Origin of the sequence: Armatimonas rosea (assembly GCF_014202505.1) — a bacterium.
Taxonomy (GTDB): Bacteria; Armatimonadota; Armatimonadia; order Armatimonadales; family Armatimonadaceae; genus Armatimonas; species Armatimonas rosea.
This window is the reverse complement of sequence record NZ_JACHGW010000004.1, coordinates 584,302-603,776: the sequence shown is the minus strand read 5'-3', so window position 1 is coordinate 603,776 and position 19,475 is coordinate 584,302. Positions and strand designations below refer to the sequence as shown.

At 65.2% G+C, this 19,475-nt stretch carries 15 protein-coding genes; 9 read left to right on the top strand and 6 right to left on the bottom strand.

Features of this window, described 5'->3' with window-relative positions:
• Nucleotides 1-15 precede the first annotated feature (15 nt).
• The gene (locus HNQ39_RS22285) at nucleotides 16-1,770 is read right to left on the bottom strand and encodes a tetratricopeptide repeat-containing diguanylate cyclase (RefSeq protein WP_184202168.1); all 1,755 of its coding nucleotides are present in this window, start codon (nucleotides 1,768-1,770) and stop codon (nucleotides 16-18) included.
• 92 nt (nucleotides 1,771-1,862) lie between these two features.
• Between HNQ39_RS22285 and HNQ39_RS22280 the strand changes: the two genes are divergently transcribed.
• Complete coding sequence (locus tag HNQ39_RS22280) at nucleotides 1,863-3,116, top strand: Gfo/Idh/MocA family protein (RefSeq protein WP_184202165.1); 1,254 nt, start codon at nucleotides 1,863-1,865, stop codon at nucleotides 3,114-3,116.
• Between the two features lie 70 nt (nucleotides 3,117-3,186).
• Here HNQ39_RS22280 and HNQ39_RS22275 read toward each other — a convergent pair whose 3' ends face one another.
• The 3 genes from HNQ39_RS22275 to serS are packed head-to-tail and all read right to left on the bottom strand — an operon-like array spanning nucleotide 3,187 to nucleotide 5,756.
• Nucleotides 3,187-3,885, bottom strand: coding sequence for an HAD family hydrolase (locus tag HNQ39_RS22275; protein WP_184202162.1), 699 nt, complete (start codon nucleotides 3,883-3,885; stop codon nucleotides 3,187-3,189).
• Nucleotides 3,882-4,460 (bottom strand): Uma2 family endonuclease, encoded by a 579-nt coding sequence (locus tag HNQ39_RS22270; RefSeq protein ID WP_184202159.1) that lies wholly within the window; start codon nucleotides 4,458-4,460, stop codon nucleotides 3,882-3,884. The genes HNQ39_RS22275 and HNQ39_RS22270 overlap by 4 nt, the downstream gene beginning before the upstream one ends.
• A gap of 15 nt (nucleotides 4,461-4,475) precedes the next feature.
• Nucleotides 4,476-5,756, bottom strand: a complete 1,281-nt coding sequence (serS, locus tag HNQ39_RS22265) for a serine--tRNA ligase (protein WP_184202156.1) — start codon at nucleotides 5,754-5,756, stop codon at nucleotides 4,476-4,478.
• 32 nt (nucleotides 5,757-5,788) lie between these two features.
• On the opposite strand from serS, the gene HNQ39_RS22260 reads away from it, so the two are divergent.
• From HNQ39_RS22260 to HNQ39_RS22245, 4 genes are read left to right on the top strand one after another with little or no spacing between them, the layout of a single operon-like run.
• A complete protein-coding gene (locus HNQ39_RS22260) occupies nucleotides 5,789-6,211 on the top strand; it encodes a cupin domain-containing protein (protein ID WP_184202154.1) in 423 nt (140 codons plus the stop codon).
• A gap of 36 nt (nucleotides 6,212-6,247) precedes the next feature.
• Nucleotides 6,248-6,859, top strand: coding sequence for a TetR/AcrR family transcriptional regulator (locus HNQ39_RS22255; protein WP_184202151.1), 612 nt, complete (start codon nucleotides 6,248-6,250; stop codon nucleotides 6,857-6,859).
• 37 nt (nucleotides 6,860-6,896) lie between these two features.
• The gene (locus HNQ39_RS22250; RefSeq protein ID WP_184202148.1) at nucleotides 6,897-8,429 is read left to right on the top strand and encodes an efflux RND transporter periplasmic adaptor subunit; all 1,533 of its coding nucleotides are present in this window, start codon (nucleotides 6,897-6,899) and stop codon (nucleotides 8,427-8,429) included.
• Nucleotides 8,426-12,781 (top strand): efflux RND transporter permease subunit, encoded by a 4,356-nt coding sequence (locus HNQ39_RS22245; protein WP_184202145.1) that lies wholly within the window; start codon nucleotides 8,426-8,428, stop codon nucleotides 12,779-12,781. Before HNQ39_RS22250 ends, HNQ39_RS22245 begins: the two co-directional genes overlap by 4 nt.
• On the opposite strand, the gene HNQ39_RS22240 is transcribed toward HNQ39_RS22245, so the two are convergent.
• Nucleotides 12,756-14,219 (bottom strand): adenylate/guanylate cyclase domain-containing protein, encoded by a 1,464-nt coding sequence (locus tag HNQ39_RS22240; protein ID WP_184202142.1) that lies wholly within the window; start codon nucleotides 14,217-14,219, stop codon nucleotides 12,756-12,758. The two genes, HNQ39_RS22245 and HNQ39_RS22240, sit on opposite strands and share 26 nt — an antisense overlap.
• 278 nt (nucleotides 14,220-14,497) lie before the next feature.
• Here HNQ39_RS22240 and HNQ39_RS22235 point away from each other — a divergent pair, with 278 nt between their 5' ends.
• Complete coding sequence (locus HNQ39_RS22235) at nucleotides 14,498-15,541, top strand: 3-deoxy-7-phosphoheptulonate synthase (RefSeq protein ID WP_184202139.1); 1,044 nt, start codon at nucleotides 14,498-14,500, stop codon at nucleotides 15,539-15,541.
• 13 nt (nucleotides 15,542-15,554) lie between these two features.
• Nucleotides 15,555-16,871: an alpha-L-fucosidase gene (locus HNQ39_RS22230; RefSeq protein ID WP_221290234.1), complete on the top strand. Its 1,317-nt coding sequence runs from the start codon at nucleotides 15,555-15,557 to the stop codon at nucleotides 16,869-16,871.
• Here HNQ39_RS22230 and HNQ39_RS22225 read toward each other — a convergent pair.
• Nucleotides 16,868-17,071, bottom strand: coding sequence for a hypothetical protein (locus HNQ39_RS22225; protein ID WP_184202133.1), 204 nt, complete (start codon nucleotides 17,069-17,071; stop codon nucleotides 16,868-16,870). The genes HNQ39_RS22230 and HNQ39_RS22225 overlap by 4 nt on opposite strands.
• Nucleotides 17,072-17,107: 36 nt before the next feature.
• Between HNQ39_RS22225 and HNQ39_RS22220 the strand changes: the two genes are divergently transcribed.
• Both HNQ39_RS22220 and HNQ39_RS22215 read left to right on the top strand, forming a co-directional pair.
• Nucleotides 17,108-17,503, top strand: a complete 396-nt coding sequence (locus HNQ39_RS22220) for a hypothetical protein (RefSeq protein ID WP_184202130.1) — start codon at nucleotides 17,108-17,110, stop codon at nucleotides 17,501-17,503.
• Entirely contained in the window at nucleotides 17,504-19,270 is a 1,767-nt protein-coding gene (locus tag HNQ39_RS22215) for a carbohydrate ABC transporter permease (RefSeq protein WP_184202128.1), read from the top strand.
• The last annotated feature ends 205 nt before the right edge of the window (nucleotides 19,271-19,475 follow it).

Sequence of the window (19,475 nt, the reverse complement as noted above, 5' to 3'; positions counted from 1 at the left end):
GGCCCTGTGTTTAGGTCAGGCAGCGACTTGGTTCTTGCCCGCGTTCTTGGCGACATAGAGCATCTTGTCTGCGTGCTGTAGGAGGCGCCGGGGGGAGCGCGTGCGGCTGTCGCTGAGCCCCATGCTGAGCGTGACGTGGAGGTCGGGGTGGAAGTGCTTCCAGGGGTGGCTCTCCACCGCTCTGCGGATACGCTCACAGACATCGCGGCCCTGGGTTGAGTCGGTCTCGGGCATCACCAAGAGCAGCTCCTCGCCGCCGTAGCGGATCACCACATCGCTCTTGCGGCTGTGCTTGCGAAAGATCTGGGAGACAATCTTGAGCACCTGGTCACCCACCTCGTGGCTGAAGTGGTCGTTGATCTGCTTAAAGTTATCCAGGTCGGCGAGGGCGAGGGCGAGCACCTGTTTCTGGCGCTGGGCGAACTGGAGCTCGCGGGGCAGGTACTCCTCAAGGTAGCGCCGGTTGTAGAGCCCGGTGAGCGGGTCTTCAATCGCCTGCTGGGAGAGCTGGACCAGAAGAACCTCTTTTTGCTGGTTGGCCCGCTCCAAGGCCGCGACTAGCTCCGCGAGCTCGCCATTGCGGAGGCGCTGGAGCTCGGCGTCTTTCCGGGCGACCTCGTTCTCCCTGTCCGTGAGGCGCGACGCGAGCACGAGCTGCACCTGCTCCCGCCGGAGGCGCTGCTCCAGGGCGTGGTAGGCCTTGAAGTGGGGGAGCGCCTTGCCCAGCTCGCCACGACTCTCAAAGTGCTCCGCCAGCGCCTGGTGGGCCGCGGCCTCTTCTTTCGGGTCGCCCTCGGTCTGGGTGCGCTCCAGAGCGGCGAGAAAGGCGGCTTCGGCCAGGGCGTGCTCCCCCCGCAGGCTCGCCAGCCCTCCCTGAAGCCGGAGTGCCTCCGGGAGATGCCGCAGGTTCCCGACCACCTTGTAGATCTGGATCGCTTCTTGGATCCGTTGCTCGGCCTGCTCGTACTCGCCGATGTCTTTGTAGAGGGCCGCGAGCACCTGGAGCGTCGGGGCCCGGCGCATCTCATTGCCACTCTCAAGCGCCTCTCGGTGTGCCTGCAGTCCCGCAGAGAGCGCTTGCTCGAAGCGTCCGAGCTGGCGCAGGCTACTGCACTTATTGCTTAAGATACTGACCCGGAAGTAGCGGTCCTTGACCCGATCCGACTGTACCAGAGCCTGCTCGTAGTAGGTAAGGGCTTGCTCAAAGTCTCCCATCTCCTCAAAGAGAAAGCCCAGGTTGCCCAGCATCACCAGCTCGGCTTGGGGATCGGCTTGCTCTCGGGCGAGGGTGAGGGCCTGGAGGTAGTAGCCCACCGCCTCGGTGTGGCTTCCCAGGACACTATGGACATTTCCCAGACCATTGAGGAGCGTACTCTCGATCCGTTTTGCCCCGCTACGCCGTGCCCGCTCCAGCCCCTGCTGATAGCAGTCCAGCGCCTGGCGGTAGTCGGCGCGGTTACGGTAGACAATCCCCAGCCCCAAGAGCGCGGAGGCGTGCAGGTCATCGAGCTCACTGCCCTGGTCGCGGCACTGTGCGAGCACCTCCGAGTAGTCCTCAAACGAGGCATCTAAGTCTCCGCAGAAGCGCTGTGCCCCCCCACGGCAGATCAGGGCTTGGAGCAGGAGTCGTCGCGGTGCCTCGATCTGTTGTGCCAGCGCGAGGGCCTGCTGTGCCAGACAGAGCGCCTGCTGGGAGTCGTGGGCAAGGAGACCCTTGACCTGCTCACAGAGCTGTGTGATCTTCTCGCACGCGGAGAGAGGCTCTTCCATAATCTAGCCTTCATTATGTGTTGTTTTCTATTAAGTCAATACCAGCTTTTGTGGTACTCTGTAGACCAGATTTTTAAGGAGGAGAGTCAGGAATGTCGCAGGAGCTAAACCGACGAGAGCTACTTTTGGGGAGTGCCGCACTGGCACTAGGAACGACCGAGGCGCAGGCCCAACCACCGAGCCGCCCGGTGCGGATCGCCGTGATTGGGATCGGGGGGCAGGGGACCTTCTCGGTCAATGAGCTGGCAAAGCTGGTCCCCGCGGAGAGCTTTGTCGCGCTGTGTGACGTGGACGATGAGCGGGCGGGGAAGGTCTACGCGCGGTTCCCGGGTGCAAAGAAGTTCTACGACTGGCGCGAGATGTTCGACAAGATGGGCAAGGAGATCGAGGCGGTCGTGATCGCCACCCCGGACCACACGCACTTTCACCCCGCCTACCGTGCACTCTCGATGGGCAAGCATGTCTACCTGGAGAAGCCCATGGCCCACTCGGTCTGGGAGGTGCGTGAGCTCACCAAGCTGGCGGCGGAGAAGAAAGTCGCCACCCAGCTCGGGGTGCAGCGCCACACGCTACCGGCGCTCCATAAGGCAGTCGAGATTGTCCAGTCCGGGCTGATCGGCAAGGTCACCGAGGTGCATAGCTGGATCGCCAGTAGCCGCGGCATGCCGCCCGTCCCCACGGATATGCCGCCCGTCCCCAGCACCCTCAAGTACGATCTCTGGCTTGGCCCCGGTCCACAGCGGCCCTACACCCCCGATATCGTCCCCTACAAGTGGCGCTTCTTCTGGGACTACGGCACCGGTGAGGCGGGCAACTGGGGCTGCCATATCCTCGATATCCCGTTCTGGGCGCTGGGTCTGACCTACCCCAGCCGGGTGGACTACCACGACGGTGACCCGGTGCATGCGGTGACCACGCCCACCAAGTTCCATGTCAGCTTCAAGTACGAGAAGGACATCACGCTCCACTGGTACCAGGGGACCCCTGCGATCCTGAAGGAGAAAAATCTCGATGGTAAGGGGATGAACAATCTCTTTATCGGGGAGAAGGGGATGCTCCTCTGCGGCTTTGATAAGGCGCAGCTGATCGGGGTGGAGGGCGAGCCCAGCGTCAAGCTGAAGAAGTCGCCGGGCTTCCACAAAGAGTGGCTTGAGGCGATCGCGGGGGGCACGCCGGCAACCTGCCACTTTGGCTACTCCGGCCCGATGACCGAGACCGTGCTCCTGGGGAATGTCGCCTACCGCGCACAAGAGGGCTTCGACTGGGACTCGAAAACGCTCAAGGCCAGTAGCGCGAAGGCCAGCGCCCTGGTTCGCCCGAAGTTTCCGAAGGGCTGGACGGTCTAGCCGGCCATACCCCCTTCGCGGAGCCGGAGGGGGTTACGGCGCTGTCGCCGTGGGGGAGGCGGCCGGATCGCTAGCCGGTGATCTCCAGTAGCTCGGCGAGGGTTTGGACCGTGTGGTGTGGCTCCGTAGCCGACTCGGGGCGGGGCTTGTTCTCCGGGTTGTACCAGATCGCCGTGAGGCCCGCGCCCCGTGCGCCGCCGATATCCGAGACCAGCGAGTCGCCGATATGGGCGGTGTGCTCTGGGAGCACGCCCAGACGCTCACAAGCCAGGTGGAACTGGCGCGGGTCGGGCTTGGCGAAGCCGGTCAGGTCGGGCATGAGCACGGTGTCGAAAAAGTGCCCCAGCCCCAGCCGTGCCAGCTTGCCCGTGTGCGACTCCGAGACTCCGTTGGTGACCATCCCCAGCTTCAGGCCGCGCGCCTTGAGCTGCGCAAGCGTGTGCTCGGCATCGGGAAAAGGCGGCGGGGTCTTCTCCCGTGCCTCGCCGTAGCGGGCCGCAAGCAGCTTGAGCTGTGCGGGTGCGTGCGCGACCCCCGCCTCGTCGAGAGTCTGCTTCCAGAGGAGCTCGCGGATGCTCTCCAGCGGCTCGGGCGGGCGCGTGTGGATCTCGTAGGTCCAGAACCGGTGGGAGATACGCCAGTAGCCGTCGGCAATCGCCTCAGGATCGCCGCCGGGAACCAGCCCGGCGACCTCTCGGATGCTCTCAAACATCTGCCCCGTGTCGTCGCAGAGGGTGTCGTCCAGATCGAAGAGAACCGCACGGATCATGCGATATTATCCACTTGGGCGTAGACATCCACCAGAGGCAGAGAGAGGTTCAGACCACCGATCAGCAAGGTCGCCTCCAGACCCTCCGCGGCTTGGTAGAGCCAGAGATCGCTCTCCCCCTGACGCTGGTAGTGCTCGATATAGGCCCGGTCCTGGGAGACCAGGACATAGTCCGTCAGCGACGGCACCTGGCGGTAGTCATGAAACTTATCCCCCCGGTCGTAGGCCGCGGTCGAGTCGGAGAGCACCTCAATGATCAGTCTCGGGTTGATCAGCGCCTGCGGTTTGGTGTCGTCAAAGACGGGCGTCCCACAGACCACGACTAAATCCGGGTAGAAGTAGCGGCCGTCTGGTGTGAGCCGCACGCGCATATCCGCCGAACCGATCCGGCACCCTCCCGACTTAAGCTGTGAGCGGATTAGGAAGACCAGGTCTGCCAGAATAAAGGTGTGGCTTGGGCTCGCCCCCGCCATCGCGACGATCTGACCGTCGCGGAACTCGTGCTTGACCTCCGAGGCCTCCTCGATGGCGATGTACTCCTCCAACGTGAACGTGCGGGCCGTGTTTGTGCTCATCTCGCGATCCTAACCCTACTTGGGCTCCAAGGTCTCCAGGCCGCCCAGGTACGGGCGAAGCGCCGCGGGGATTGTCACGCTGCCATCGGCGTTCTGGTGGGTCTCGAGGAGGGCGGCATAGACACGGGCGAGCGCGGTTCCTGAGGCGTTGAGCAGGTGCGGGAACTCGGGCTTGGCACCAGCCTCGCGGCGGAAGCGGATATTGGCGCGGCGTGCCTGGAAGTCCGTGCCATCCGAGGCCGACGACACCTCAAGCCACTTGCCCACGCCCGGTGCCCAAGCCTCGATATCAATCGTGCGGGCCATCGAGAAGCTGGTGTCTCCCGCGGCAAGAAGCAGCAGGCGGTGGGGGATCTCAAGGCCATCGAGCACGGCGCAGGCCTGCTGCACCATCTCGTCCTGGGCCGCCGCACTCGCCTCGGGGAGGGTGTACTGGAAGATCTCCACTTTGTCGAACTGGTGGACGCGCTGGAGGCCACGGGTGTCTTTCCCTGCCGCACCCGCCTCGCGCCGCCAGCACGGGGTGTGCGCGACATACTTGAGCGGCAGGACGCCCGGCTCTAGCAGCTCGCCGCGGTGGACATTGACAAGAGCAGGCTCTGCGGTCGGGACAAAGAACTGGTCGCTCTCCGCATCGTGGTACATCTCGGGGGCGAACTTGACGATATGCCCTGATGCCGTGACGGACTCGCGGGTCAGCAGGTAGGGGACGCCCAGCTCGGTGTAGCCGTGGACGGTGGTGTGCAGGTCCAGCATGTAGTTGATCAGTGCCCGCTGGAGCCGCGCCCCGACTCCCGTGTAGAGCACAAAGCCGCTCCCGCTGAGCTTGGCACCGCGCTCCGTATCGAACAGCCCGAGGTGGGCGGCAAGGTCCCAGTGTGCCTTGGGCTCGAAGTCGAACTCCCGGAGCGGCTTGTTGGCACCACGAAGCTCCGCGTTGCACTCCTCGCCGCCCGCCGGGACATCGTCGAGCACCAGGTTGGGGAGCTTGGAGAGCAGCGCCTCTTGCTCGGGGTCGAGGGACTTCAGCTCCCCGTCGAGGCTCGCCAGGCGGGCCTTGAGCTCCCCGGAGCGCTCCAGGATCGCGGTGGCGTCCTCCCCGGCCTTCTTGGCGGCGGCGATCTGCGGCCCCAAGCGGTTCTGCTCGGCGCGGAGCCCCTCCCACTCGGTCTGCTTCTCCCGGCGTGTCTCGTCGATGGCGAGGAGCGCATCTATCTTGGCAACATCCTCGCCGCGCTTGGAGAGGTTGGCCTTAATCGTGTCCGTTTCGGTGCGAATTCGTCGAATATCCAGCATAGCGCCGCTATTGTATCGGGTACAACGATGCGATGCATCCACGCGCCCAGGAGCTGATCGAGACACTCCAGCTCACGCCCCACCCTGAGGGCGGCTACTTCCGCGAGGTCTTTCGCTCCGCCGAGACCGTCACCCCAAGCGACGGCCGCCCGACCCGCTCGGCGCTGACCACGATCTACTTTCTCTTGCCAGCGGGGGCGTACTCCCGCTGGCATCGGGTGCTCTCCGACGAGGTGTGGCACTACTACGAAGGCGCGCCCCTGGAGCTGCTCTGCGACACGGAGCGCTGGGTGCTGGGGCCGGTTGGGGAGGGCCAAGCACCGACCCATACCATCCCGGCGGGGGCGTGGCAGGCGGCGCGCTCGCTCGGGGAGTACACACTGGTGGGCTGCACGGTGGGACCGGGCTTTGATTTTGCGGATTTTTCCCTGCGCGAGGGCGACCCGTTTGCATAAACCAAATTCTGGGTGTAAACTTAACGGTGTTAAGTAATGGGAAGTACGGAGCGACGAAAACGAGAGCGGGAGAACCTCCAGCGGGCGATCCTGGATGCGGCACGCGATCTGTTCGTGGAGCAGGGCTTTGCGGCTGTCTCGCTCCGTAAGATCGCGGAGCGCATTGAGTACTCGCCTACCGCGATCTACCTCTACTTCAAAGACAAAAACGAGATCCTGGCCGCGCTGATCGTCGAGGGCTTTGAGCTGCTCTGCACCCAGATGCACCAGATTCAGATCGAGGACCCCGTCGAGCGCCTGCGCCAGGGCGCACGCTGCTACTTTGCCTTCACCCAGAACCACCCGCAGTACTACGCCCTGATGTTCGAGCTCTGCGACGAGGACTTTGAGAAGAGCTTTGGCCCGAAGCCGGAGGCAGGGCTGATGGCCTTTAACTTTATCCGCCTCGCGGTCGCGCAGGCGATGGCAAGCGGGCAGTTTCGCAACGACCAGCCCGAGATCGTGGTCTCGCACACGATCTGGGCACACATCCACGGTGCCGCCGCCCTCGCACTGGCGCGGCGGCTCACCATGCTCCCCGACGAGTACCACGCGGCGTTTTTCGAGAGTGTCGCTGAGGCAAGCCTGCGCGGCTTCCTGGCGTCCTAAATTTTTTGTGTCCTACTAAACAGTGTTAAGGAAAATCATGATGTTAAGAAATGAGCGACTTCTTGGAGCACTTGCCCTCGTGAATCTCGGGCTGGGGCTCGCCAGTGGCTGCGCGAGGAGCACCGCGCAAGCACCCCCTAGCCCGTTAGGAGGGATTCCCGTCGAGAGCATTACGGCACAATTGCAACTATCGCAAGCTAAAGTCCAGCTCAGCGGGCAAGTAGAGCCCTACCGGATCGCGACTGTCTCGTCGGAGGTGGCGGCGCGCTTGACGGCACTCCCCATCACGGTGGGGGCTCGTGTGGGAGTAGGGGGGCTTCTGGCTCAGCTCGATAGTGGTGTGGCGACCGCGACCCTGCACGAAGCCGAGGCGGGGCTACGCCAGAGCCGCGCGGCACGGAGCCAGGCCGAGGCAGAGTACGCCCGTGCCGTGGTCGAGACCGCTGCCGCCCAGCAAGCCGCCCACGCCCAGCTCGCGCAGGCGGAGGCAGGAGAGAAGGGGGCGACCGCTCAAGCGACCCAGGCAGCCGAGGGGGAGCGAAAGGCCCGCTCTGCCACCCGTGCTCAGGAGCTCCTTCAGGCCGTGGCCGCACTGGCCCAAGCCCAGGCAGACGATCGGCTGGCGACCAAGGAGCGGGACCGGGTCGCGGTCTTGCTTAGCGAGGGGGTGGTGGGGCAGCAGGCGCTGGACCGAGCCCAGGCCGCCCAGGAGGCCGCCGCCGCACGCAAGAGCGCCGCGGAGCAGGGGCTCTCCCTCGCAAGAGAGGGGGCACGGGACGAAGACATTCGCTCGGCGGCGGCAGGGGTGGCGCAGGCGAGCGCGGGCGTCGCGAGCTTCCAGGCACAAAAAGACGCCGCCCGTGCCCAGCTCCGAGTCGCCGCGACACGCCCCGCGCGGCTGGAGAGCATCCGGCGGCAGATCGAGGGGCTAAAGGCACAGGAGGCACGCGCCGCCGCCAGTGTGGAGCAGGCACGCCTCCTAGTTCTGAAACACCGGGTTGTCGCGCCCTTTGCCGGGCGCGTGCTGGCCAAGCTCACCGAGAGCGGGCAGACGCTCGCGCCCGGTTCGCCGATTGCTCGCCTCGGGGAGCTGAGCCGTGTGAAGGCAGTCTTTGCCGTCCCCGAGGCCGCACGGCTGGCGCTCCGGCCCGGTCAGAGGGTCCCCTTGACCGCCGATGCCCTGCCGGGTAAGCGCTTCACCGGGGTGATCGAGACCGTGGGCTACCAGGCCGACCCCCGGACCCGCGCCTTTGCCGTCGAGGTTCGTGTGGAGAATCCCCAGGAGGCGCTCCTGCCCAACATGGTCGTCCGCCTTGCGCTCGATGCAGCCCCCACGACCACGAAAGCCGTGTTTATACCGCTCTCCGCCGTTGCGACCGATGGGAGCAGGTCCTATGTCTTTCTCCTGAAGTCCGGGAAGGCGCAGCGCAAGGATATCGTCACTGGCCCTGTTCAGGGAGAGCGGGTGCTGGTCCAAGCCGGGCTGGTTGGGGGGGAGACCTTGGCGGCGACCCCCCAGCGCCTCACCGACGGCGTTGCGGTTGCGGCGCGCGCGGAGGTGACGAAATGACCCTGACACGCCTTGCCTTTACCTACCGCCCAGTGACTATTTTAGTCGCGTTCTTGGTGCTGGTCCTCGGCCTGACGGGCCTCTTCACGATGTCCCGTCGCGAAGACCCCGATCTCAAGGGCCGCTTTGCCCAGGTTGTTGCGCTCTATCCGGGGGCCTCGGCCTCGCAGGTCGAGCAGCTTGTCACCGAGAAGCTGGAGCGAACCCTGCGCGAGATCGACGATGTCGGGACCGTGACCAGCACATCGCGGCCCGGTCTTGCCGTGATCCAGGTGCAGGCCGCCGACCGCATGACCGACACGCTCGACAAGCTCATGGACCAGCTCCGCAAGCGCAGTGCGGACCTACGCCCCCAGCTCCCTGCGGGTGTCGTGAGTGTGGCGGTCAACGATCGGTTCGCGGATACGTCGGCGCTGATCTTTGCGGTCACCCAGCCGGGGGCGAGTGCACGCGACCGCGAGGCCCTGGCCCGCCAGCTCCGAGACCGTCTCAAGGTCCTCCCCGAGGTGGGCGAGACCCAGCTCCTAGGAGTCGAGCAGGAGGTGGTGACCGTCTCGCTCTCGTCGCAGCGGCTGGGCGCACTGGGCGGCGCGGTGACCACGGAGCGTATCGCGGCGGCGATCGCCCAGAAGAATGTCTTGCCGGAGGTAGGCGGCTCGCTGGCGGCGGGCGATGCACGCCTCACCCTTCTGCCGACCGGAAACCTCACCGACCCGGCGACCCTGGAGAGCCTAGTCGTGGGCCTCTCTGAGCAAGGCGCACCGGTCTACCTGCGGGACATCGCGACCGTCACGCGCGGCTTTGCCGATCCCCCCGCCGCCCTGCTCCGGGTCGGGGGCGAGCCCGCAGTGGGGGTCGGCCTGACCATGCGCAAGGGCGGCAATATCTCCGCGCTGGGGGCCAAGGCACAGGCGGTCGTGGCGGGGCTGAGCCTGCCGCAGGGCGCAAGCGTGACGACCGTCAACAACCTGCCGCGCTCGGTCGAGCGCCGGGTGGGGAGCTTCTTTCACGAGCTGATGCTGGCGGTGGCGATTATCTTTGTGGTCATGCTGGCCTTCATGGGCTGGCGCTCCGCACTCCTCGTGGGGGCGATGCTCCCGCTCTCGATGCTGGTGACCTTTGCCGCGATGTGGTTCACGGGCCGCGAGATCCAGCAGATGAGTATCGCCGCGCTGATTATCGCGCTGGCGCTGGTCGTGGACAACAGTATTGTCGTGCTGGATAACATCGAGGAGAAGCTCGCGGCGGGAATCCCCCGCGAGGAGGCCGCGATCTCGGGTGCCGATGAGCTTCGTGGCCCCTTTATCACCGCAAACCTGGTGGCGATTAGCTCGTTTCTCCCGCTTGCCTTCCTGCCGGGGGGCGCGGGCGACTTTGTGCGCGATCTGGGGCTGGTGACCGGCCTCTCGCTCGTGGTCTCGGTCGTGCTCAACCTGACGGTCCTACCCTTGCTCTGCTTCCGATTCCTGCGAGCGGGCCACGACGAAAAGAAAACCGTGGTGCAGCGCTGGCTAGACCGCGGTGTCGATGCCCTGCGGGAAGGGAAGGCAAACCTCGCCCAGCTCGCGTTCCGTCGGCCGGGAGTGGTGGTTGGGATCGCATCGGTCCTGCTCTTCGGGGCGGTGAGCCTGATCCCCAAGCTGGGCTTCTCGTTCTTTCCGTCGGCGGATCGCGACCAGTTCACGATCGATGTCTGGCTCCCCGAGGGCCGTGATATCCGGGCGACCGAGCGTGCGGTCCAAAAAGTGGAGAAACTGTTAGCTGGTCAGAAGGGCATTGTCTCCTACGTGAGCTATATCGGGCAGGGCGGGCCGCGCTTCTACTACAATGTCAACCCCGAGGTCCCGACCCCCAACTACGCCCAGCTCGTGGTCAACACGGAGACCCTGGACCAGACCGAGGCGCTGGTGGCCTCGCTGCAGAGCGCGGCTCGGACGGCCGTCCCGGAGGCGCGGGTGACGGCTAAGAAACTCGAACAAGGCCCGCCCGTGGGAGCTCCCGTGGCGGTGCGCGTGACCGGCGAGTCGGTCGCGGGCCTGCGGCGGGCGGCGGCAGAGCTGGAGGCGCGGCTCAATGGGATCGCGGGGACGCACAGTGTCCACAACAGCTACGGTGAGCTCCCGCTCCAGCTCGAGGTGAAGATCGACGAAGACCGGGCCGCCGCGCTCGGGCTCTCGTCGGCTGCCGTGGCACAGACCGCACGCCTGGCAGTCACGGGGCAGACCGTCTCGCTCTTCCGTGAGGGGGATAAAGAGATTCCTATCGAGCTACGGGTGGCGGCGAGCGAGCGCAGGTCCCCCGACGATGTCCTCAATCTCTACCTGCCGGGTGGGGTTACTCTGCGTCAGGTCGCCACCCTCGCGCTCACCCCCGGCGAGGGGCGCATTGTCCGCCGCAACGGCCAGCGCACCCTGACGGTCTCCGCGTTTCTGGATGGCACCCGGCTCGCCTCCGCGGTGGTGGACGACCTCAAGCTATCGCTGGCCCAGAGACCGCTTGCAGAGCCGGTGACTGTCGGGTTTGGTGGGGAGCAAGAGGAGGCCAACAAGACCTTCACGGACATGATGGTGGTCTTTGCCGTGGCTTTTGTCTTCAACTTGGTCGTGCTCATGGTCCAGTTTAACTCCGTCCCGATCGTCACTGCGATTCTCTCGTCGGTGCCGCTGGGCGTGATTGGTGCCGTGCCGGGGCTCTACTTGGCGCACCAGAACTTTGGCTTCATGGCCTTTCTGGGGATCGCCGCGCTGGGGGGGATCGTCACCAACCACACGATCTTTATCTTCCACTACGCCCAAGAAGAGCAGCGCCAGCAGCCCGTCTCGATGGCGGAGGCCTTGGTCGATGCGAGCCGCCGCCGCCTGCGCCCGATCCTGCTGACCGTCTTGCTCTCTGTGGGGGCGCTCTTGCCGCAGGCCTACGCCGGGAGCAAGCTCTGGCCGCCGCTCGACTGGGCGATTATCGCCGGGCTCTTGGTCTCGACCTTCCTCACGATGATCGTCATTCCCAGTGTCTACGCCCTCCTGGCCCGCGGCGAGGCACGACGTCTCCTAGTCCCGGCGGTCGTGGCAAGCGTGTTGATGATGGCGCTCCCGAGCCAGGCACAGAGCCTGACGGTCGATAGTGCCGTGACTCAGGCGCTCCAGAAGAGCCGCCGTGTGCAGCTTGCGGAGGCGCTGGTGCGGCGTGCGGCGGGCAAGACCGACGAGGCCCGTGCGGCGCTCAAGCCGACCGCAGGGGTGAGTGCGAACCTGGTGCGGCTCAACCGTGAGCAGCGCTTTGCGGCAGGTCCCGTGGCGATCCAGGGCGCGTACTTGGAGCAGGCGCAGTACGCCGCCAGCGCGACCCTGCCTCTGGATGTTGCGGGGCTGCTCCACACCGCACGCGATGCCGCCCAGCTCGACGAGGCCAGTGGGCTGCTGGGAGTTGAGAGCGCCCGGCAGATCGTGGCGCTGGAGGTGCGGCTCGCCTGCTACGAGCTCACCCGAGCGGTGGCGCTGGAGCGGGTGGCACGGGCGGCGCAGGAGACCGCCGCACAGCGCCTCCACGATGCGGAGGCGAGCCAGAAGGCAGGAATCGCACCGCGCTTGGATGTCCTGCGCGCCCAGACCGGGCTCGCCGACTCCCAGCAGCAGCTCCTGCAAGCCGAGAACGGGGTCAAGCTCGCGCAGGCCGCGCTGGCGACCCTGCTCGTCCTCCCGCTGGAGAGCCCACTCGTGCTGGGGGAGCGGGCGACTCCCGAGCGGCCCCTCCCCGACGAAGCCACGCTCCAGGCGAGCGCCCGCTCCCAGCGGCCCGAGCTGCTCCAGGCACGGCTGGGCGTGAAGGCGGCATCGCTGGGAGTCAAGCTCTCGCAGCGGAGCCTGGCCCCGAGTGTGGGAGTCTCGTTGGGCGGACAGTACAACCCCAACGCGGGCTCACTGGCGGTGCGGGACCTCGCCCAAGTCGCCGTGGGGGTGACCCTGCCGCTGAGCGATGGCGGGCTCGCCCGGAGCCGTCGGCAGCAGGCGCGGGCGGACCAGAGCAGTGCCGAGACCACGCTGAGCCAGCTCGAGGAGGCAGTCGCGCTGGAGGTGCGCCAGGCCGTGCTCGCGATCCGCGATGCCCAGGCCCGGCTCGGTGTGGCAGAGCAGGCCCAGGCGACCGCGGAAGAGGCGGCGCGGCTGGCGCGGATCAAGTACAACGCGGGGGTGAGCGAGGGGACGGTCTCTCCCTTGCTGGACCTGGCAGATGCCCAGGCCGCGCTGACCCAGGCACAGAGCAACGTGGTCAATGCCCGCTGTGCCTTGCTCGCGGCCTGGGCCCGCTGTGACCGTGCGGTGGGGAGTCCTACGGGCGCAGAACGACCGTCTTAGCGCGGACGGAATCGGGGAGGGTGCGGAGCTTCTCCACATCCTCCGCCGCGAGGCCCACTCCCTGAGCGCCGGCTTGCTGGGCGGTGATCCGAAGGGGATTGATCCCCACGGCCTGGACCGCCTGGAGCTCGTCGTTGGTAGCGCCGGAGCTGGTGTAGAGCGCGACATCGTTGGGGCCAAACAGCCCGATCGAGGCGCTATTGGCGAGCTGGGGAAAGCTACGGGCATCCACCAGAACTCCGGTGAAGGCACTCTGCTCCCCGGCGGGGGCGGGAGTCGGCGCTACCTGGCCGCCTACGGCGAGGCTCACGTAGACCGTCCCCCCGCGCACAAACTGCTTACCTGGGATCGGGAACTGGCTCAGGACCGTCCCCGGCGCGACCGTGGGGTTCTGCACCTCCGGGCTCTTCTCCGAGAGGGCCAGGGTCAGCTTGACAGCCGCGAGAGCTTTCTCCGCATCGGCGCGGGGCAGGCCGACAATACTCGGGACATCCGCCTCGACCATTGCGCTTGTCTCGGGGCTTGTGCTCGCCGGTCCGGGGGTGGGGGTGGCGACCACGATGGGCTTGGGCTCAGGGGTAGGCGGCTGGTTCTTGCGTTCTTTCTCTTCTTTGTTCTTGCGAATGACATCGGCGACATGCTGGACCTCTTTGGAGTCCAGCGTGCTGTGGCGCCAGACCATAAAGAGCAGTGAGCCCAGGAGCACGAGGGCTCCCAGGAGCAGGGCGGCGCGGAGGGCATAGCCCGTGACCGTGCTCCGGTTCTCCTCTTGGGTGCGCGCTGCCTCTTGCTCTGCCTGCTCCCGAGCACGCTCCCGGCTCTCGTAGACCTTGCGGGGCAGGGCCTCGTAGCCGATTGTCGTACCATCGGGGCGGATCCCGTGGAGGCTGTAGAGGTGGACAAGCTCGTCGTGCTTCACCCGCACGATTCCCAGATCATGGAGGAGGCTCTTCCAGTGCGGCTTCTCCTCTACGAGATTGAAGACCGGGCCAGAGACCAGGATATGCCCTTGGTCGCCACAGTCCATCACCCGCTGGGCCGTGTTGATTCCCTCGCCCGCAACATCCATGATCCCATCGCCGTCTTCATCGACAATCACGACTGGGCCGGAGTGGACTCCCATACGGAGCCGAAAGTTTGCGCCCACCTGGTCCCGCAGGCTGGTCGCTTGGTGCTTGAGGACCTCGTCCAGCGCCACCGCGGCGGCCAGAGGGAACTCAACATCCTGAAAGAAGACAATCGCCATCCCATCGCCGGTCTTGCGCACCATCAGCTGGCCGTCGTTGCGGGCCGCGATAAAGGCGGGGAGGTTGTAGACCAGGTTCTGGAGCGCGACCTGGACCGCCGCCTGCGAGTCGGCGGAGAGCCGGGAGTAGCCGACAAAGTCCACAAAGAGCGTGTGCGCGGTGCGCCGGGGTTGGATCTCAGATAGGGACATGGTTCTCTCCATTAGACGATGGGCATATTGTAATAGTTCCTCTCTGCCATGGTGTCAAGCAGGCGAGGTGCCACAACAGTGTGGTGCAAAGTCTGTGTGCTTATGATACAGTGGATTTTAGTTATGGCACACCCCACCAACGGCTACTGGTATTTTAGCTTTTACTTCTTCCCGAACCGGGACGGAGCCGTTGTGTAGCGTCTGCCAAGACACCCACACCAAGCCCGCCCCGGAGAACCGGGGCGGGCTTTTTTCTTGGGAAAGAGCAAAGCAAACCTATGGACAAGATCGCCGATAAACGAGATGAGAGCGCCGTGACCCGCACCGTGCTGCCTGCCCCCGCCGTGCTGCGGGAGGAGTTTCCGGTCAGTGCCGCCTCGTACCAGACTGTCGCCCAGGGCCGTGTGGCCATCCAGCGTCTCCTTAACCGCCAGGACTCCCGCTTCTTGGTGGTCACCGGCCCTTGCTCCATCCACGACCCCGAGGCCGCGCTGGACTACGCCCGCCGCCTCGCGCCGCTGGCCGCGCAGTACTCCGACAAGCTGGTGATCCTGATGCGCACCTACTTTGAGAAGCCCCGCACGACAGTCGGGTGGCGCGGCCTGATCAACGACCCGCACCTCGATGGCACCTACGACATGTCCGAGGGGCTGCGCCGCGCCCGCAAGCTTCTAGTCGAGATCACCGAGCTGGGCCTGCCCGTCGCCACCGAGCTGCTCGATACCGCGACCCCGGACTACTTCGCCGACTTAATCTCCTTTGGCTCGATCGGCGCTCGCACCACCGAGAGCCAGCCGCACCGGGCGATGGCCAGCGGGATGCCCATGCCCGTGGGCTTCAAGAACGGCACCGATGGCGAGCTGCAGATCGCGCTGGATGCGATGCAGTCGGCGCAGAGCAAGCACTCCTACCTCGGCTTCGATGAGGATGGTCGCTGCTGCGTGGTGCGCACCCCCGGCAACCCCGATGTGTGCCTGGTGCTCCGCGGTGGCAAGAAGAGCCAGCCCAACTACGACCGGGTGAGTGTCGCCCGCGCCGTGGCCTGCCTCGATAAAGCCGGGCTCCCCCCCGGAATCGTGGTCGATGCCAGCCACGCCAACTCCGGCTACGACCCTGAGCGCCAGCCCTTTGTCGCCGAGAAGATCGGGCGCCAGCGCCTGGAGGGGGACAAGTCCCTTCTGGGTGTGATGATCGAGAGCAACTTAGTAGGGGGCAAGCAGAGCATCAGCAAGGAGATGGTCTACGGCAAGTCGGTCACCGATGCCTGCCTGGGCTGGGACGAGACCGAGGCGCTGCTCGCTCGCCTCCACGCGATGTTTTAGGCATACTAGGGGCATGAATAGCTTGGTTCCACGATTCGGCGATGGCCGCGACTGGTGGTTTGCCCACCGCTACGGGATGTTTGTCCACTGGGGGCTCTACTCGCTCCACGGCTGGCACGAGCAAGAGCAGTGGCGGCGGCGGGTGCCGCGCAGTGAGTACCAGAAGCTCCAAGCCCAGTGGAACCCGGTCAAGTTCAACCCCGAGGCTTGGCTGGATCTGGCGCAGGAGGCGGGCATGGAGTATCTCTGCGTTACGACCAAGCACCACGATGGCTTCTGCCTCTGGGACACCAAGCTGACGCGCTACAACACGATGAACACGCCCTACGGGAAAGATATCGTCCGCCAGCTTGCCGATGCCTGCCACAAGCGCCGCTTCCCGCTCTGCCTCTACTACTCCATCGCGGACTGGCACCACCCGAACTATCCGAATCAGGGGCGGCACCACGAAATCCCGGCACAGCCGGAAGACAGCCCCGATCTGCTCGCCTACACCGAGTTTGTGCGCGGCCAGGTGCGCGAGCTCTGCACCCAGTACGGCGAGCTTCACGGCTTCTGGTGGGACATGAATGTCGATCTCCACCGCGACCCGAGCATCAACGCCTTGATCCGTCAGCTCCAGCCCAAGGCCGTGATCAACGACCGGGGCTACGACGACGGCGACTTTGGCACACCGGAGCGGGACTACGAGAGCAAGGTGGACTTCGCCCGGCGGGTGGAGGCCTGTCAGTCCGTGGGGATGGAGAGCTGGAGCTGGCGCAAGGGCGAGGACTACTACACCGACCGCCACCTGATGCGCTCGATCGCCAAGTTCCGGGCGCGCGATGCCAACTACCTGCTCAATGTCGGGCCCAAGGGCGATGGGACCATCCCCACGGAGTCAGCGGGAATTGTGAGGCGCTTGGGCAAGTGGTACCACACGGTCCGCGAGGCCTTCGATGGCACCACTCCTTGCACCGAGCTCTCTGCCAATAAGAGCATCTTGCTGACCCGCAAGAACAACACGCTCTACGTGGTCTGCCATACGGACTTGGTGGGGAGCGCCCTCAAGCTCAAACCTCTCACGCTTACTCCTACACGCGCGACCCTGCTCAATACCGGCAAGCCCGTCAGCTTCTCGCTGGAGCTGGCCCCGAGCGACCATGTCGAGCACGAGGGCTACCTGCGGCTCACCGGCCTGCCCACCAACGAGCTCAGCGCCACCGTCCCCGTGATCAAGCTAGAGTTCGACCACCCGCTGCCCACAACCCCCTTCGCGAAGCCGGAGGGGGTGGCGAGCCTAAGCGAGCCGGGGGAGGTAAAGCGGCCGGGGGATGTGCGGATTCGCTAGCGCTTTTGCTTCCGCGGCTCGGCATAGAGCTCGGCGAGGGCCTGGTGGGGGTTTTGGGGGTTGCGCTCCGCCTCCGCCAAGAGCTCCTCGTGGCGCTTGCGGATGGCGTGCACCTTACGGATCGCCCGGACCGTCAGTGCGATTATCGTGGGGACGCCGAAGACCCAGACCACAATGCGCAGGTTTTCGTAGGGAGTCACGGTGCTATTGTACCGCTAGCACGGTAAAATACCGGCATGAGCAAGATTTCTTCCGGTGACACCGTGACTGTCGCCAAGCGCGAGCAGACCCCCGCCGATATCAAGAGCGGACTCTACTACCCCCACTACGGGGGCCTCAGTGGCACGATCCTCAAGGTCTACGGCGATGAAGCCTCGATCCTAGTGGACCGAGACACCATGACCACCGAGCTCCGCAAGCGCCATGAAGAGAATGAGAAGAGCATGAAGGCCAAGTGGCTCGATGGCCTCTCTGAGGAAGCCCGCAACCGCCTAACCGGCGCGGAGAAGAAGTTCGCCCTCAACTACGCGATCCTCGTGGCGGTCGCGGACCTGGCTCCGGGCGAGGCAAAGCGCATCACCCCCGAGGAGCTGGCCGCCAAAGAGGAAGCGTTCCTGGCAAGCCGCAAGTAGATGCATATCTCACGGATCGGGAGGCGCTCGTGGAAGGTGCGGCTGGGGCTGGCAGTGCTCTACCTGGTGCTGAGCCTCGGGGCCGTGACCACGCTCTACCCGTTTTTATTGATGCTCTCCACGGCCACCAAGAGCCAGTCGGACTTCAATGACTACGCCCCCGCACGCCTGATCCCGGCGTACTGGCGCGACGATGCGGCGCTCTATGTCAAGTACCTGGAGGACCGCTATGCCAACAATGTCGATGAGCTCAACGCGGCCCACCACGCGGACTACAAAAAAGTCGCTGAGGCCCCGGTTCCCACAGGGGAGCCCGCCGATCTCGCTGCCTGGGAGAGCTTCGCCCAGTCCCTCCCCGAGCACCTCCTGCGCGCCGGCTTCGGGGAGCACGAGAACGCGCCCGCACCGCTCCTGATGCGCTTCCGAGACTGGCTCAAGCAAAAGTACGGCAACGATATCGACGCGCTCAACAAGGCGTGGCGTGAGGAGAATGTCCGCTTCGAGACCATCACCGCGCCGATCGAGAAGCCCAACCTCCGCGCCTGGATGCCCCAGAGTGAGCGTCCCAAGGTCAAGGACTGGTTCGCCTTCCGCAAGAGCCTCCCTAAGAACTACCTGATCCCGACCTTTGGCGACTCTCTCTGGCGTAAGTTTCTCAAGGAGGACCGCTACGAAGGCAAGCTGGAGAACCTCAACGCCGCCTGGAAGACGTCGGTTACGGATTGGACCGCGCTGACCCTGCCCACCACCGCACCCGTGGGAGCAAGCTACACGGACTGGGAGGTGTTCATGCGCACCAAGTTCCCGCTCCGCATGCTCAAGGTCGAGGCCAGCGCCGCACCCGCCTGGCAGGCGTTTCTGGCGCGCCGCAAGCGCCCGCAGATCCCACTGCCCACCGCCCCGCCCGCCGATGGCCTCTCCCTCACCGACTGGATGGAGTTCATCAAGACCGACGCGCCGGTGAGTGCCTTGGTCGCGCAGGCACCGGAGAACCTCTGGCGCGCCACCCGTAGTGACACCACGGCCCAGCCCCCGCAGGCCGCCGCGGACTTTGCCTTTGTGAAGGCCCACCGCAGCGAGCTGCGCCAGGACTTTGTGGGGCGCAACTTTATCCATGTCTACCGGCAGCTCATGACTGGGGGACAGAGCGGGCGCACCCTGCTCAATACCGTTGTCTTCTGTGTGCTCTCGATCCTGGGGGCGCTCTTAGTCAACCCGCTCTGCGCCTACGCGCTCTCGCGCTACCCGCTGCCCTACGCCTACAAGGTCTTGCTCTTTCTCCTCGCGACCATGGCCTTCCCCGCCGAGGTCGCGATGATCCCTAACTTCCTGATGCTCAAGAGCCTGGGGCTCCTCAACACCTTCGGGGCACTGATCCTCCCTGGGCTCGCCAGTGGCTACTCGATCTTTCTGCTCAAGGGGTTCTTTGACTCACTGCCCAAGGAACTCTACGAAGCGGGGATTCTGGATGGGGCATCGGAGCTGGCGATGTTTGCTCGGATCACGCTCCCGCTGTCGCTGCCGATCTTCTCGGTGATCGCGCTCAATGCCTTCACCGGGGCCTACGGTGCCTTTCTCTTCGCCCTCGTGGTCTGTCAGGACCCGAAGATGTGGACCATCATGGTCGCGCTCTACAACCTGCAGTCCAGCGCACCGCAGTACGTGATCTTTGCGGCACTCACCCTGGCGGCACTGCCCACGCTGCTGGTCTTCCTGGCCGCGCAGAAAGTGATCCTGCGTGGAATTGTCCTGCCCTCGTTTAAGTAGCAACCGCACAGGCGGGGCAGGATCGTATATTGCGAATTTAGTACTTAAGAATCACTTAAGAAGCATAAGGTCAAGGTCTCTTCTTGCTGATTCTTTTAGTGGTTAAGATGGTGGGACTTTGCTTTTCACGAGGGAGCCGAGTCGAAGCCGTGAGTTATGCGTTATCTACACCCCGGAGTGCCTGGTGCTCCGGGGCTTTTTTTGT

Excerpts from the sequence above, each read along its gene's own strand:
- serS (WP_184202156.1), bottom strand. The coding sequence starts at position 5,756 with ATGCTGGATATTCGACGAATTCGCACCGAAACGGACACGATTAAGGCC.
- HNQ39_RS22215 (WP_184202128.1), top strand. The coding sequence starts at position 17,504 with ATGCATATCTCACGGATCGGGAGGCGCTCGTGGAAGGTGCGGCTGGGG.
- HNQ39_RS22255 (WP_184202151.1), top strand. The coding sequence starts at position 6,248 with ATGGGAAGTACGGAGCGACGAAAACGAGAGCGGGAGAACCTCCAGCGG.
- HNQ39_RS22270 (WP_184202159.1), bottom strand. The coding sequence starts at position 4,460 with ATGAGCACAAACACGGCCCGCACGTTCACGTTGGAGGAGTACATCGCC.
- HNQ39_RS22240 (WP_184202142.1), bottom strand. The coding sequence starts at position 14,219 with ATGTCCCTATCTGAGATCCAACCCCGGCGCACCGCGCACACGCTCTTT.
- HNQ39_RS22235 (WP_184202139.1), top strand. The coding sequence starts at position 14,498 with ATGGACAAGATCGCCGATAAACGAGATGAGAGCGCCGTGACCCGCACC.
- HNQ39_RS22285 (WP_184202168.1), bottom strand. The coding sequence starts at position 1,770 with ATGGAAGAGCCTCTCTCCGCGTGCGAGAAGATCACACAGCTCTGTGAG.
- HNQ39_RS22260 (WP_184202154.1), top strand. The coding sequence starts at position 5,789 with ATGCATCCACGCGCCCAGGAGCTGATCGAGACACTCCAGCTCACGCCC.
- HNQ39_RS22250 (WP_184202148.1), top strand. The coding sequence starts at position 6,897 with ATGATGTTAAGAAATGAGCGACTTCTTGGAGCACTTGCCCTCGTGAAT.
- HNQ39_RS22280 (WP_184202165.1), top strand. The coding sequence starts at position 1,863 with ATGTCGCAGGAGCTAAACCGACGAGAGCTACTTTTGGGGAGTGCCGCA.
- HNQ39_RS22220 (WP_184202130.1), top strand. The coding sequence starts at position 17,108 with ATGAGCAAGATTTCTTCCGGTGACACCGTGACTGTCGCCAAGCGCGAG.
- HNQ39_RS22245 (WP_184202145.1), top strand. The coding sequence starts at position 8,426 with ATGACCCTGACACGCCTTGCCTTTACCTACCGCCCAGTGACTATTTTA.
- HNQ39_RS22275 (WP_184202162.1), bottom strand. The coding sequence starts at position 3,885 with ATGATCCGTGCGGTTCTCTTCGATCTGGACGACACCCTCTGCGACGAC.
- HNQ39_RS22230 (WP_221290234.1), top strand. The coding sequence starts at position 15,555 with ATGAATAGCTTGGTTCCACGATTCGGCGATGGCCGCGACTGGTGGTTT.